12 protein-coding genes are annotated in these 14,788 nt (G+C 29.6%); 6 read left to right on the top strand and 6 right to left on the bottom strand.

The features are described 5' to 3' along the window. Positions 1–11 precede the first annotated feature (11 nt). Positions 12–2,285 (bottom strand): neutral/alkaline non-lysosomal ceramidase N-terminal domain-containing protein, encoded by a 2,274-nt coding sequence (locus ACKTTC_RS17640; RefSeq protein WP_408041179.1) that lies wholly within the window; start codon positions 2,283–2,285, stop codon positions 12–14. Between the two features lie 248 nt (positions 2,286–2,533). Next, positions 2,534–4,054, bottom strand: coding sequence for a PKD domain-containing protein (locus ACKTTC_RS17635; RefSeq protein ID WP_408041178.1), 1,521 nt, complete (start codon positions 4,052–4,054; stop codon positions 2,534–2,536). A 250-nt stretch (positions 4,055–4,304) separates the two neighbouring features. Here ACKTTC_RS17635 and ACKTTC_RS17630 point away from each other — a divergent pair, with 250 nt between their 5' ends. The 4 genes from ACKTTC_RS17630 (at position 4,305) to ACKTTC_RS17615 (ending at position 9,332) form a co-directional block, all read left to right on the top strand. Next, positions 4,305–4,814: an RNA polymerase sigma factor gene (locus ACKTTC_RS17630; RefSeq protein WP_408041177.1), complete on the top strand. Its 510-nt coding sequence runs from the start codon at positions 4,305–4,307 to the stop codon at positions 4,812–4,814. A gap of 4 nt (positions 4,815–4,818) precedes the next feature. Further along, a complete protein-coding gene (locus ACKTTC_RS17625) occupies positions 4,819–5,736 on the top strand; it encodes a FecR family protein (RefSeq protein ID WP_408041176.1) in 918 nt (305 codons plus the stop codon). 12 nt (positions 5,737–5,748) lie between these two features. Beyond that, positions 5,749–8,313 (top strand): TonB-dependent receptor, encoded by a 2,565-nt coding sequence (locus ACKTTC_RS17620; protein WP_408041175.1) that lies wholly within the window; start codon positions 5,749–5,751, stop codon positions 8,311–8,313. 65 nt (positions 8,314–8,378) lie between these two features. After that, a complete protein-coding gene (locus ACKTTC_RS17615) occupies positions 8,379–9,332 on the top strand; it encodes a hypothetical protein (protein ID WP_408041174.1) in 954 nt (317 codons plus the stop codon). Between the two features lie 112 nt (positions 9,333–9,444). Here ACKTTC_RS17615 and gldG read toward each other — a convergent pair whose 3' ends face one another. From gldG to ACKTTC_RS17595, 4 genes are all read right to left on the bottom strand, one after another. Further along, positions 9,445–11,085: a gliding motility-associated ABC transporter substrate-binding protein GldG gene (gldG, locus tag ACKTTC_RS17610; protein ID WP_408041173.1), complete on the bottom strand. Its 1,641-nt coding sequence runs from the start codon at positions 11,083–11,085 to the stop codon at positions 9,445–9,447. Next, the gene (gldF, locus tag ACKTTC_RS17605) at positions 11,078–11,797 is read right to left on the bottom strand and encodes a gliding motility-associated ABC transporter permease subunit GldF (RefSeq protein WP_408041172.1); all 720 of its coding nucleotides are present in this window, start codon (positions 11,795–11,797) and stop codon (positions 11,078–11,080) included. The genes gldG and gldF overlap by 8 nt, the downstream gene beginning before the upstream one ends. 27 nt (positions 11,798–11,824) lie before the next feature. After that, positions 11,825–12,121 carry a putative quinol monooxygenase gene (locus tag ACKTTC_RS17600; RefSeq protein ID WP_408041171.1) on the bottom strand — a complete coding sequence of 99 codons (297 nt, stop codon included), beginning with the start codon at positions 12,119–12,121 and terminating at the stop codon, positions 11,825–11,827. 64 nt (positions 12,122–12,185) lie between these two features. Continuing rightward, the gene (locus ACKTTC_RS17595; RefSeq protein ID WP_408041170.1) at positions 12,186–13,043 is read right to left on the bottom strand and encodes an SAM hydrolase/SAM-dependent halogenase family protein; all 858 of its coding nucleotides are present in this window, start codon (positions 13,041–13,043) and stop codon (positions 12,186–12,188) included. Between the two features lie 122 nt (positions 13,044–13,165). On the opposite strand from ACKTTC_RS17595, the gene ACKTTC_RS17590 reads away from it, so the two are divergent. Both ACKTTC_RS17590 and ACKTTC_RS17585 read left to right on the top strand, forming a co-directional pair. Next, positions 13,166–14,119, top strand: coding sequence for a PhoH family protein (locus ACKTTC_RS17590; protein ID WP_408041169.1), 954 nt, complete (start codon positions 13,166–13,168; stop codon positions 14,117–14,119). Between the two features lie 2 nt (positions 14,120–14,121). Next, positions 14,122–14,724: a hypothetical protein gene (locus tag ACKTTC_RS17585; RefSeq protein ID WP_408041168.1), complete on the top strand. Its 603-nt coding sequence runs from the start codon at positions 14,122–14,124 to the stop codon at positions 14,722–14,724. The last annotated feature ends 64 nt before the right edge of the window (positions 14,725–14,788 follow it).

Here is a 14,788-nt window from a genome sequence, read left to right as displayed (position 1 = left end):
GTGATAATTGTTTATTTTTTTATAACTGAAGTTTTAACTTCCTCACCATTGTCAAAGAACACATGTAAAAAATAGACTCCAGTTTTGCCAACAAAAGATATATTTTGATGTTGTTTAGATGAAATTTTGCCATTGTGTATACTTTGTCCAATGGCATTTACAATATTATAACTACCTGTTTGTTTTTGTGTATTTATAAAAGTGAATGTTCCATTAGTAGGATTTGGGAAAATTAAATTTTCAGGAGCTTTAAAAACAGTTTCTTTATTTGTAGCTGCCTGTCTACTCTGATTTACATTTACATAAAAGATATTGCTGATTCCGGTGTAAGGATATAAATTATAGTTCCAACCACTTTTCCATTTACCAGTGTGTACAATTCTATAATATCCGCTTTCAACATCTGGCGTTATTTTAAACTGAATTGTAATTTTAGAATTAGCAATTCCACTACGCTTCCATATTAATTTGGTGTTAAGATCTCTGTCTTCAAACTTTGTAATCCATTTAGAACCTTCTTTTTTCTCAACAGTAAAATACGTTCCATTTACTTTATTATCGTTATTAGGATGCGCTCCCCAGAAAGTAACACTAGCGGTTTGACCTGAATTATAATAATTATTTGTATTTGAATATACACTACCAAAACTTTTAAATAAAGGCTTATCATCAAATAGAATAAAAGGAGTTTTATCAAGCCCTAAGAAGCTTTTTTGTGGAGGAGTTGGTTCTGGATTCGACCAAGGATTAGCATTTGAATTAGCTAACTGCTGTGCTAGTTTATCAAACTGTTGGCGATAAGCTGCCAATGTCCATGGACCAAAATGTGTACTAGCGCCTTCATATTGTTGTGAAGCATATTCTTCTCTTGTGGTTACATAACCAGCATAAGCATCTGAATATCCAGCAAACACTAAGTGTTGTAATCCCAAATTAGTATGTTCAGCAACTGTAGCTTTGGTTCTTCTACCAGACATTACTGTAAATTCTCCTGGAGCGGCTAAAATAGCAAGCTGACCTATTTTTAAAATTGAAGTTGGTAAAATCTTAGGAGTTCTAGGGTTACTATCATTTGAGCCAATAAAAAATAAAGGATCTATTGGTTTTTCCATATGACAACGATCTACTGCTGGTCCAGAGTTTGGATTTGAACGAGTTCTACCTTCAATTTCAATACCACTTCTTCCATCTTCGGCACCAGCTCTAAAAGAAATACCTAAAGCCGCTTTACATGTTGACTGATAATTACCATCTGTATATTTTGGATCAATAATAATAGAAGAAAAATCGCTGTATCGCGAAACTGCTTTTACAGATCCTCTTAGTTGTTCTGTAGCATTGTTATACAATTCTAAAGCTTTGTGATACTGTCTGTTTCCTATAATTTCTACGCTTTCTTCTTCGTTAGAACCAGGGCCTGTAGCTTCTGAATAATGATCTCCTGGAGCAGGTAAATTTAAATTTGGAGACATATCTCCTGGATTCGTATTTGGGAAAGCAGCTACAAAAGTATGCTCTCCTTTTCCATAAGATGAATGTTTTAAACGCTCAAATTTTAATGAAGCATGTCCTTTATTATCTCCGCTACAATACTTGTATTTTTTTGTTAAACTTGTTGGATGCACACCAAACCAAGATATCATACCAACTTCTTTATTGCCTTGAACAAATTTTAAAACTGTCATTTCATCGTCAATAGAAGAAAAATCTGAAGCATCCTTATTTAAGTTATACGCTACTAATGAACGATTGATACTAGCATTAGTTAAATGCCCTTTATTAATATAAATTCTTCCAGGAGACAAATTGTTATGCGCTTGTTTAATAGCATTTATAATTCCGTTTACCAGAATATCAAAATTCGTTTTAAAAAAGCCTCCTGTAGATACATTATAGAGGTCATAATGAGAATAACCACCAGGAGATGAATGGGTATGTGTAGCACTAATCACTACGTTTGTGTCGTTATATAAGTTGCCATAAATAGTATTTAATTTATTGAGCACGGCTAGGTTTACAGATTGAAATGTAGCTCCTTTGTCTATGGAAACAAAAACAACACTATTTTGATTTGAATCTTTTATTATATAAGCTCTTGCATACTGTCTGTCTTTGATTCCTTTGTTTTGAAAAAAAGGATTTCCGTGTCCAAAGAAATTAGTTTCGGCAATTTGTCCAGTTATATCGTAAATACCTGTTCCAATAACATAGTTATTGTCTTGACTAAAAGCAACTTTACATAAGATTATACAAAAAATGAGGGTGAGGTTAATTTTTTTCAACATAATTATTTGGGTTTAATTTTAATTTAAATACGTTTTATGTTGAATAATTTACATATAAATAGTTAATTTTTTATGTATATTTTATTTTTTTAACTATCACTAAAATAATTTTGGTTGAATGTATAATTTTATGAATGGAAATTGAAAATAATATTAGATATAATGAAGAATAGAATTTTAAATAGAAAACAAAAATGCTAAGGTTCTACACCTTAGCATTTTCATTTAAAACTTTTTTAATAAAATTACTATCTCATAAATAGATAAATGTCATCGACAGCATTCATACCACCAATATGTTTAATGCTAAGGATATAATCACCAGCAGGAATAACTTTATTTATGTAAGAATTCGTGATAACCCAACTATTTGAATTTTCTACTGAAAAAGAAGCTATTTCAATACCAGAAGTAGATTTTAAAGTTACAGTTATTTTAGTGGTGTCTCCCCAGGGATCTATGGTTTGACTGCTAAATTGTATACCAAGTTCATTTACATTATAATCTTTAGTTAAACGAATATTTTTCTCACTTGCACTTGGATTTATCCATGCATTTAAATCACCTTGATTAATTCCTAAGAAGTAAGTATTATTTTCACTATAGGAATTCCCAAGATATGGAAGAAAGTCTCCTTTTTGACCTCTACAGTATTTATCAATATTAGCAACTACTGCATTTACATTAGAAAATCCATTAGTGTTTTCCTCAAAAGTAAATCCATATAAAACTTTAGAATCATCTACAGTAATTGTAACTGTATCTTCAATAGTTTCACCGCTATCATTTGTTACAGTAACTTTAAAAACATGTTCACCATTTTGTAAATTAGAGACTTTGGTATCTTCATTAGTAGCGTCAGAGAAAGTAACTCCTTTACCACTTACTTTAGACCATTTAATAGAAGAAATAGTTTCTCCATCAGGATTTGTAATAGTGCTATTTAAATCAAAAGTATTTGTTGGTAAAACAATAGTACTGTTAGTACCTGCGTCAACTTCAATTTTCGAGCTGCTATCAGGTTCATTTGTGTAAATTTTAATGTTATCAATAGCAATTCCTTTAGGTGCATGCCAAACAACAAAATCATACTCTCCAGCGGGAATTTTTTCGGATAATTTTGTTGAATATTTAGACCATTGATAGCCATTATTTTCAGGTGATAAATGAATTGCTTCGCCACCATTTTTAGGTTTTAACCAAATGAGCATAGAACTCCATCCAATAGGTAATCTTCGCTTTCCATAGTAATCAAACTCAATACTTAATTCATTAGGATTATAGTCTCTTTCAAATTTTAATGTGGTATGGCTACCAAAGAGAGCAATTGTCGATCCGTGTCCAGAAGTATCAGACCATCCGCCATTTTCAGGAATGGCACCACTGTATGCACGTCCTAAAAAATAAGTGTTATTTCCTTCAAAAAGACTACTCGAGCCGTTGTGAAATTCTTCGCTTTTACCTCTAGCAATATCAGATTTATATGGAGTTTCTGTAATGTTTTTTACTCCATCATTAGGACTGTGCCATCCTGTATTAGTACTATAATGACCTACAAAACCTTCATTGTCATCTTCAAAATCTAAGTCGTATAAAATTGTTGATGTACTTGTAGGAGGAGAAGTAGGCGTGGTTGTTATTGATTCATTTGAAGGAGTTTCTCCAATAATGTTTAAACTTTCTACACCTTGTGTTTCAAAACTACTATCGCTACAAGATGAAAACAATAATATTGCTAATGAAGCTGTTGTTAGAAAAAATCTTTTCATTGTAATTATGTATAATTTATGTTAATAATTCTTTTGATTAATGTTTTATAGCATATGAAGCTCCTACAGCTAAATCTTCTACAAACGTTTTTACTTCTCGCAACCTGATAGTGTATTTTTTAAAATTCTTCATGATGTTATTATTTAAAATTCGAAGGTTAAACGAGATAGAAAAGAAATACCCTACCTAAAAAAATTTTGGTAGGGTATTTTGCTTTTGAATCGTATTATATGAGTAAAGAAACTTTTTATGAAAGAAATTAAATCTGTTTGTGCTCAGGTAGTTTATAAAAAAATATACGATTTGTATTCTGATGGATTGTATGGTTTCATGTTATATAAATGTGGAGATAGTGATAAAGCAGAAGATTTTGTACAGGAAGCATTTGTTAAGTTATGGACCAACTGCTCGAAGGTAATTTATGAAAAAGCTAAATCGTATTTATATACCATCGCTAATAATTTATTTCTAGATGATTATGCGCACCAAAAAGTAGTATTAGCACATAGAAAATTAGGAGTTAAAACGAGTACTAATGAAACTCCAGAATACTTAATAGAAGAGCAAGAATTTTTAAAGAAGTTACAACAAGCTATTGCAAACTTACCTGAAAAACAACGAGAAGTTTTTCTAATGAATAGAATAGACAAGAAAAAATATAGAGAGATAGGAGAGGAGCTCAATATCTCGATAAAAGCAGTTGAAAAAAGAATGACCCTTGCATTAAAAACATTAAGAACTCAAATAAAAGGCATATAAACTCATGGAATCAATCGAAAAATCAGAAACATTATTAGCAAAATGGCTTTCTGGAGAAATTTCTCAAGAAGAATTAAAAGCCTTAGAAAACACAGAAGATTATCATTTATTTAATAGGATAGCAGAAGAATCGGAAAGTTTTGAAAGACCAAAATTAGATAGTGATAAAGTATACTTAAATATTTTGAAAGAGCTTGAAAAACGCAAAAAGAATACAACAAAAGTAAGATCATTATTTAACAAAAGAATCATTGCAGTTGCAGCTTCGTTAGCATTATTAATAAGCATGCTTTATCTTAATTTTAAAGAAGATGAATTTATAACGGGTTATGGAGAAAGAGCATCAATTGTATTACCAGACAATTCAGAAGTTATATTGAATTCTAAATCTTCTATTGTTTACAATAAAAGAAAATGGAAAACAAATAGAACATTAAAATTAAGTGGAGAAGCATTTTTTAAAGTTCAAAAAGGGAGCACATTTACTGTAGAAACTAACGAAGGTATTATCACAGTTTTAGGAACTCAATTTAATGTATTAGAGAATGATAATTTTCTAGAGGTTACTTGCTATGAAGGAAAAGTAAGTGTAGATTTCAACGGGGAAATTGTCATATTAACTAGAGGGAAAGTATTCACAAAGTTGAAAAATGAGATAAGAACAAGAACCGAAAAAACAAAAAATGAATCTTCTTGGGTAGTGGGAGAGAGTACTTTCGTGAGTACTCCGTTAGAAATCGTTTTAAAATCGTTGGAGAATCAGTACAATATGAAATTCATAGGTGATATAAAAGAACAAAATAAACTGTTTACAGGAAGTTTTGTGCATTCTGATTTAAATCTAGCTTTAGATGCTGTTTTAATTCCTATGAATATTAGCTATGTAATAAAAAAGAATAATACGATTGTATTATCAAGATGATAGTTTTATAAAATGAAGAAATACACTTGTCTATTCTTGCTATTATTTGGCATGTCAATTTCAATTACTTCACAAACAACTCAATTAAAAACTCTAAAGGAGGTTTTAGTTGAGTTGAGTGATTTATATGAGGTTAAATTTTCTTTTTATGACGAAGTAATTAATGGTAAAAAAGTAATTTTTATAAAAGAAAAAAAAGATGAACTAGAGATCGTTATTAAAAATTTAGAACTGCAATCTCAATTGTTTTTTAGGAAAATTTCAAATAATCGCTACATCATTTTGAAGCCTAAAAAGAAAAAGGTTGATATATGTGGTACTATTACATCTTTAAATTCTAAAGAACCTTTAGTAGGAGCAACCATAACTTTAAAAAATAAAAGTATTGGTGTAGAAACTGATATTAACGGAGCGTTCCAATTAAAGAATATTGAGTTAAAAGATACTATTCGTTTTTCCTATATAGGTTACACAACAAAAGAAAAAGTAGTAGAAGAACTATTATCAAATACATGTGCTTCAATTTCTCTTAAAGAAGAAGATGATGTATTAAATGAAGTTGTTATAACGAATTATCTCACAAATGGGATATCAAAAACTATAGATGGAGCTGTGGTTTTTAAACCTAAAAATCAAGATATAATTCCAGGACTAACAGAACCAGATGTTTTTTATACAGTGCAGCAATTACCAGGAATTGTTAACGTAGATGAAACGGCAACAGGAATGCATATTAGAGGAGGAACACCAGATCAGAATTTAATATTATTCGATCAGATTAAATTATTTACAGCTTCGCATTTTTTTGGAGCTATTTCTGCATTAAATCCAGAAACTATAGATAGAGTAGAAGTGTATAGAAGAGCATCAAATGCAAAATATGGGAATCATATAGGAGGAGTAATTGATGTAGAAACGACTAATACAGTACCAAAAAAAATAAAAGGATCAGTAGGAGTAAACTTTACACATGTAGATGCGAATTTAAATATTCCTATCAGCAAAAAGTTAAGTTTGTTAGTTTCAGGAAGAAGATCTATTACAGATGTGTTAAACACACCAACTTACAGAGAATTATCACAAAAAACATTTCAGTACACAGTTATTTCTGATGATGAAAGAATTGCTAGTGAAGTTGATGCAGATATAAATACTGTTGCCTTTTTTCAAGATTTTAATACTAAAATACTATATAAACCTACAGATAATGACAAAATATCATTGAGTCAAATAGGTATCAAAAACTCATTAAATCATTCTTTTGCTTCCTCAACATTTAATGATAATAAAAAAGACGAGTTATTAATAGAGAATAAAGGCTACAATCTAACTTGGGATCGAAGCTTTGGTAAGAAAATAAGTAGTAAAGTAGCAGTAAGTTATTCAGATTACGATTTAAGATATAGAAATAATAAGCAAAAGGATGGAGTACAGTATGCTTTTACTGAGAAGGATAATCGTATAAGTAACTTAGAGATTAATACGAGTGTAGGGTATAAAATAGGAACAAATACTTTACTAACTTTAGGTTATCAGTACGCATTTAACAAATTATATTTTCTTTTAGGGAAAAAAAACGACTATGTATTTGTAGAAAGCTATTCAACTCAAAATGATTCAAATGAATCTCATACAGTTTTTTACGAATATTTATATAATCAGAATAAGGATTTTACTGTAAGTATTGGAAATAGAGTAAATTATTTTTCATTACTAGATAAAGTCACATTCGAACCTAGAGCATTTGCTCAAGTAAAAATTTTACCAAAATTTTGGTTGAACTCATCTTATGAAAGAAAGCAGCAAAATATCACTAGAGTAGTAGAGTTTTATACAACAGATTTTGGATTAGAAAATCAATTATGGTCATTATCAAACAAAAACAACATTCCTCTATTAGAGAGCGAGCAAATTACATTAGGAGCATTTTTACAAAATAACAATTGGTTAATAGACTTAGATGTTTATAGAAGAAATATAAGTGGAATTACATCCTTAACTAGCGGATTCGATTCTTTTACAAACGAATTGTTTATAGGAAGATCAAAAACAATAGGATTAGATTTCTTAGTCAAGAAAAGTTGGAAAAACTATAATGCTTGGATAAGTTACCATACAGGGAAAACATCATTTGTAATCGATCAAATTAATGATGGAAATGAATTTAATGGGAATTTTGATGTTGCGCATTCTTTGTACATAGCTAATAATTTTAAGTACAATAATTTTAATTTCTCTCTTGGTTTTACTTACAGAGGAGGAATTCCTTTTACTTCTAATAGTGGTTTGGCCAATAATTATTTTATAGTACGAAACGGTGTAAACGATAGAAGGTTGCCAGATTATCATCGTTTAGATTTTTCTGCAGGATACGATTTTTATATGAACCGTAAGAAAACCCTAAAAGGTAGAATCAATCTTTCGTTTTTAAATGTATATAACAAGAAAAATATTCTTAAAAGAGGGTATGACGTTGTACAGGACAATACAAATGGTTTTGAAGAGAGTAAGCTAGTAGAACAGAATACAGAATCATTAGGATTTACACCCAATGTAAGTTTTAGAGTAAGTTTTTAATTTTTTTGTAGGGTAAATGTAAAGTCAATTGTATAAGTATTGCATAAAGATTTAATAAAGAGTACATGAAGACAAATTTTTTACTAGGAATACTATTGTTATTAGTATTAACATCTTGCGATAGCGATACAGAAATAGCAACAAATCCTAATTCAAATACGCAATCAGAAGTAGTAACTGTAGTTGATAAAATAACTAGAGTAAATCTAAAAAACAGACACCTTAGTAATTATGAAGAAGACCAATTTTTATACAACGATAAAGGATTAATTTCTAAAATTTACTTACATGGTTATACACTAGATCAAAACGGAAGAGAAACTGAAACAGTATCAGGTAGAATGTATGAATTTGTGTATGGTGCTAATGGGAAAGTTTCAGAATATTATATAGGAGAAGGCTTTACAAGTGCTGATTTACAGCAATCAATAATTAATTCTAATAAAATATTTACAAAAGTTGTTTTAGAATACGATACTAATAAAAGACTAGTTAAAGAAACTCAATTTGTAAATAAAAATAACACTTTCGAAGAAGGAGATAGCTTCCAATTTTTATACGATTTTAAAGGTATTATAAATAAAATTGTGCCAAGTACATGTTTTAACGGACCTTGTGAAGAACGATATTCAGACTTTGATAACAAAGGAAATCCGTTATATTTTTATCCAGATAATGTTATTGGGATTAGAGATGATAAACCAACAAGAAAGCTTACTTATGACGATAGCTTAAATCCATTACATCTAATACTGTCAAAAGCGGGACTTACTTCATTGGAAGGTTTATTTAAATATCGAGATTATAGAGCATTTGATAGGTATTATAGGACATTCCCAAATAACTTTAAAGAAGTACTAGCTATCAGAGCCAATCAAAATCTTTTATCAGTTACGTATGAAGGTAATGAAAATGGTTATCCGTTAAAATCTACAAGTGAAGTTTATAATATACTTTTTAGAGTGACTACAATTTATGAAATGAATCTTACTTATAAAGAAGTTACTGTTATGAATTAGAAAATGATTTAGTTTATTATTTATTTGAATTTGTTTAAAAGCTCAGAACAACGTTTGTTTTGAGCTTTTTTCAGTTATAATAACAATATACTATAACGGTTAATTAAGGTTATTAACTGTATTTCTTTTTTCTCCAATAGTTAAAACTAACTCCAAAAATTAATAATAAAACTAAAGGCAAAACAATATTAAAGAACTGCCAGTAAGTTCGCTCTTTATAAGCCTTTTTCTTATCTAAAGAAGGTAGTTGTACCGTTTTGTTTCTTAATTGAATTAATCCAAAATCATCTAATAAATAATCCACTGTATTCAAAAGGAAATCTTTATTTCCAAAACGTTGTTGTGTCCATTTATCAATCCCTAAATCATAAGGTTTACCTTTTAGAATTTGATTTTTACCTAAATCTCCATCTGCGATAACTACCATTTTATTTGGAATAGATTTTTTCTTGAAATCAGAAACATTAAAAGGTTTGGTTCTGTTTTCATATGCAGAATGAAATTCTCCTTCTAACAATACTGCTAACAACTGACTATTAGCTGAAAATTCTTGTTGTGTAGGTTCTTTTGCAATACTTTCTAACTCAACAATAGTAGGAGTTCCAGATAGTTTTGTTAATACAGAGCTCACTAATAATGGAGTTTTCTTGATATCCTTTTTAAGAGTGTCAATTTGTGTTGTAAAACGAAAACGAACAGGTAAAACATTTTTACTAATAGGATGGTTTGGATTTCCTTGAACTAAAGGATGATAAAACCAATCAAAACTTTCAAATTGTGGTTGGTTACCTAACATTCCAGAAGCTAAAGTCAATTTAGAAGCGTATAAATCTTGAACTAACTTATTATTAATACGAACACCATAGCTAAACAATAAATCTGTTAAATTCAAGTCTCTAGGATATGCCAACATTTTTCCTTCGTTATACAAGCTATCTGTATCAGCATTTAAATTGTCAATCATCCATAACGACTTTCCGCCATTCATAACAAACTGATCTAATACTAACTTTTCTTCATTAGTAAAACGTTCTGTAGGTTTTGCAATAATAGATAAATCAAACTTTTCGAGTTTATCTAATGTAGCGTTTGGATTTTTTGCTACTGAATCTAATGTGAACTTAGCAAGATTGTATTTGCTTCCTAAAGCGCTTAAAAAGCTATACAAACGAATATCTTCTAACTCTCCGTTACCAGATAAAATCGCAATATTTTTTCTGTTTTTTTGAGTAATGAGTTGTATTCCATTTGCGAAAGAATATTCTAAAGCTGAAACAGCATTCGCTAACTGAGCTTCTTGTGAAGCAGCCAATGTGTTAGGTAGTAAAGAAACAGTTTGTACTTTATCTCCATAAAATAATTCAGCCCAAGGAAAGATAAGAGCTTCAGATAACTTTCCATCTTCTTCTACGGTAAGCTGACTAGGAATCATTCCGTTTTTAACAAGCTCTTCTTTTATATCATCCGGATTAATAAATCGAAAACGAATATTAGAGTTTTCTGCCTGAAGTTCTTCTAAAAACTGACGTGTTTCTATTTGTAATCGTTGGAATTCAGAAGGAAAATCGCCTTCTAAATACACATTAATAACAAGTTGACGATTTATGGTACTTACTAATTCTTGAGTAACTTCTGAAAGCGTATAACGTTTATCTGAAGTGATATCGAAACGTTTAAAAAAATAATTTCCAGCAAAGTTTAAAACAATAATCCCTACTAAAACAAGAAGAATGGTTTTGAAGTTCTTAATCATTTTCTAATTGTTTTTTAGTGATGAATAAAAAGAAGAAACTAACACTTAGGAAATAAATAATATCTCTGGTATCTATTACACCACGACTAATACTTTTAAAATGTTCGTTAAAACCAAACTGCTTAATGTAAAAGTCAGAACTACCCATTAAACTAGCCAAAGCATCGAATCCATAAAAAAAGAAAAAGGAAATACAAATTCCTAAGATAAAAGCAACAATTTGATTCTTTGATAATGTAGACGTAAATAATCCTACCGAACAATATACAGAAGCTAAGAATAACAATCCAATATAGGAACCAAATGTAGTTCCTAAATCAAAATTACCTATAGGATTTCCTAAAGCGCTAATGGTATAAACATAAGTAAGAGTAGGAGCCAAAGCTATTACAACTAATAATAAAGAAGCAGCAAATTTTCCAAGAACAATTTGCCAATCGGTTAATGGCTTGGTTTTTAAAATTTCAATAGTTCCAGTATTAAATTCATCAGCAAAACTTTTCATAGTAATTGCTGGAATTAAAAAAAGGAAGAGCCATGGAGCCAGATAGAAAAACGAATTTAAATCTGCAAAACCAGCATTTAAAATATTGAAATTATCTTTAAAAACCCACAAAAACAATCCATTAATTAATAAAAATACTCCAATAACTAAATACGCTACAGGAGAAGAAAAAAATGAATTGAATTCTTTTTTTAATATCGTTATCAATGTGTGTATACTTTAATAATTTTTTAGCTAACTCAAACTTACAACTTTATCAACACTCCAAGCAAGAGGCTTATCGTTAAAAAAGACTTTAGTCTCTGCCCATATGTTTTGAAATAATTCTGAGTGTCTATAATTCTCTAAATCTTGTTCTGTTTCCCAATAACTGTAAGTGAAAAATATATTAGGATTTGTTTTGTCTCTATACAATTCTAATAAACGGCATCCAGGGAAGTTTCGTATAAACGTTTTCTTTTTATCAAAATTGGCTAAAAATGTTTCAATTTTTTCAGGCTGAAAGCTCATTTTTACAATACGTACAAACATATAAGTTTATTATTTCTAATTAATATTATCGCCTAAACGTTAAACTTTTTCTCAATTGAAAATCTTAAATAGGAGTAAAGTCAGGGTTCACTTCATCAAAAAACTCAATAGTAATTCTATCTCTATAGCGTAGACCTAATAAAGTAGAAGCACCTCCAACAGTTTTTAAATTACTTCTATAAATAGCAATTTCTAAGTAATTAGCAGAATTAAATAAAGCTAATTTATTTCCATCATATTGACGAATGTCTTCCACAGAAAAGTCTACAATTTCATTGTATTGATGAAATACCTTGTCAAAAGTATAACGTCTAGCAGTAATTTTAAAAGCTCTGTCTTTACCTATTTCAGTAAATATTTTCTTACTAATGTTACTAATCACATTACCATAATTATCAATGTAAACAATACCACCAATAATAGTATTTCGTTCTTGATTAACTTTAGGCTGAATTTCAATCATTTTTTTATAAGATTGAATCTCTTTACCTACAACATCGAGTTTTCCTCCTCTGGCAATAAAACCAGCAACCTTTACAAAAACATCCAAAACAGGGAAACTACTTTCTATATGATTATGAATATTAATTTCTACAATTTTGGTAGGTTGAATTTCTGAAGCAATCATAGAAATAACACCATTATCTGGACAAATAAAGTAATGGTCATCTAAGAAAATAGCAATATGTTTATTTCGAATGCTCAATTCAGAATCTACACCTATAATATGTATCGTACCTTTAGGGAAGCTCTTGTAAGCATTCTTTACAACATAAGCTGTTTCAGTAATATTAAAAGGTGTTATTTCGTGCGTAATATCAACAATTGTAGCCTCAGGTAACTCAGTATAAATAGCTCCTTTTACAGCACCTACGAAATGATCTTTGGTGCCAAAATCTGTAGTAAAGGTAATTAGAGCCATTTAAAGTTTCTTGTAATTGTTAATTAGTTTGTGAAAAACTAAGCTAAAAATTAAAGCAAAGCTACACAAATGAATAAAATAATCATTACATTTAAACATAATAAAATTAAAAATAGTAGCATTTGAACGAAAGAGTAATTGAACTTACAGAAATTAACCCAAATGAATTTTTTGGTGCACAAAACCGCACAATTTCCCTATTAAAAACATATTTTCCTAAAATCAAGATTGTTGCCAGAGGCAATCAATTAAAAGTCTATGGAGATCCTGAGATTTTAGACGAATTTGAAAAGAGGTTAGAAAGGCTAATAAAGTACTTTAATAGGTATAATAAATTAGATGAAAATAGCATAGAAAGAATCTTAACTTCTACAGGAAAAGAGGAAGAAGAAAGAAAATTTGGAGAAGCAAAAGATATTTTAGTCCACGGAGTTAGTGGAAAAATCATAAAGCCTCAAACAGCAAACCAACGAAAAATGGTTGCATTAATGCATGACAATGATTTGTTATTTGCTGTTGGTCCAGCAGGAACAGGTAAAACATATACTGCTGTTGCGTTAGCTGTAAAAGCATTAAAAGAAAAGGATGTTAGAAGAATTATTTTAACAAGACCTGCTGTAGAATCTGGAGAGAATCTCGGTTTTTTACCAGGAGATTTAAAAGAAAAGCTAGATCCTTATATGCAACCATTATATGATGCATTAAGAGATATGATTCCTTCTGAAAAATTACAAGTGTATTTAGAAAATGGTACAATACAAATTGCACCTTTGGCATTTATGCGTGGTAGAACTTTAGATAACGCTTTTGTAATTTTAGATGAAGCTCAAAATACAACGCATGCCCAAATGAAAATGTTCTTAACGCGTATGGGAATGCATGCAAAGTTTATCATAACTGGAGACCCAGGACAAATAGACTTACCTCGTAAACAAGTTTCTGGTTTGAAAGAAGCATTGTTAGCTTTAAAAGATATCAAAGGAATCGGACAAGTATATTTAGATGACAAAGATGTGATTCGTCATAGATTAGTTAGAAAGATTATTTCAGCATATAAAGGAATTGAAACAGAATAAGGATGTTTAAAAACCTAAGCTTACAAGAATATTTTTATGTAGGATATATTTATTTAATTCTTTTAGGAATTGTAAGCGATGCTATTTTCTACGCAATTTTAGGAATTCCGTATTTAAACTACGTGTCTATTTTAGACGCGTTAGTTTCTCCTTTTAGTTTATTAACAAATAACTGGAAACTTACTATAGTACTAGTTATCGCTTTTTCTTTCATGTATGTGTATACCACAAAATGGTCTTTTAGAATCTATAAAAGATTTAGAGACAAAAAATGGTATCAGAAAATTTATAATGTAGAAAAGTGGGATAAGCTTTATAAAGATATGGAAGATAAGAAAAATTTACGCCAAGGAATATTATTCTTATTCTTTTTAATGTTTGTGTCTATGAGATTGGGAATGGGAATAGGTGTGCAAAGAAGAATTTCTACAAGTGAATTAAAACCAAACTATCAGTTAGTTTTTAAAGATAATAGCGAGAAAAAGATAAGACTCATTGGACAAAATAGCGCATTCATTTTCTATATAGAAGATGGAGAAAGAATTATTGCTGTAACTCCCATAGCAGATAATGTAAAACAAATAAAAAGGTTGCCTAAGAAATAAACTCTAGCTTAGAATTAATATAATTACTTTTATTCACTCCTAATACCTTTTAAGATTTTATAGC

It is taken from the genome of Tenacibaculum amylolyticum (assembly GCF_964511145.1).
Lineage (GTDB): Bacteria > Bacteroidota > Bacteroidia > Flavobacteriales > Flavobacteriaceae > Polaribacter > Polaribacter amylolyticum.
This window is presented reverse-complemented; position numbering and strand designations above follow the sequence as displayed.

Bases quoted from the DNA above. Each gene is read 5' to 3' on its own strand.
- ACKTTC_RS17595 (WP_408041170.1), bottom strand. From the start codon at position 13,043: ATGGCTCTAATTACCTTTACTACAGATTTTGGCACCAAAGATCATTTC.
- ACKTTC_RS17615 (WP_408041174.1), top strand. From the start codon at position 8,379: ATGAAGACAAATTTTTTACTAGGAATACTATTGTTATTAGTATTAACA.
- ACKTTC_RS17635 (WP_408041178.1), bottom strand. From the start codon at position 4,054: ATGAAAAGATTTTTTCTAACAACAGCTTCATTAGCAATATTATTGTTT.
- ACKTTC_RS17620 (WP_408041175.1), top strand. From the start codon at position 5,749: ATGAAGAAATACACTTGTCTATTCTTGCTATTATTTGGCATGTCAATT.
- ACKTTC_RS17600 (WP_408041171.1), bottom strand. From the start codon at position 12,121: ATGTTTGTACGTATTGTAAAAATGAGCTTTCAGCCTGAAAAAATTGAA.
- ACKTTC_RS17630 (WP_408041177.1), top strand. From the start codon at position 4,305: ATGAAAGAAATTAAATCTGTTTGTGCTCAGGTAGTTTATAAAAAAATA.
- ACKTTC_RS17625 (WP_408041176.1), top strand. From the start codon at position 4,819: ATGGAATCAATCGAAAAATCAGAAACATTATTAGCAAAATGGCTTTCT.
- ACKTTC_RS17585 (WP_408041168.1), top strand. From the start codon at position 14,122: ATGTTTAAAAACCTAAGCTTACAAGAATATTTTTATGTAGGATATATT.
- ACKTTC_RS17640 (WP_408041179.1), bottom strand. From the start codon at position 2,285: ATGTTGAAAAAAATTAACCTCACCCTCATTTTTTGTATAATCTTATGT.
- gldG (WP_408041173.1), bottom strand. From the start codon at position 11,085: ATGATTAAGAACTTCAAAACCATTCTTCTTGTTTTAGTAGGGATTATT.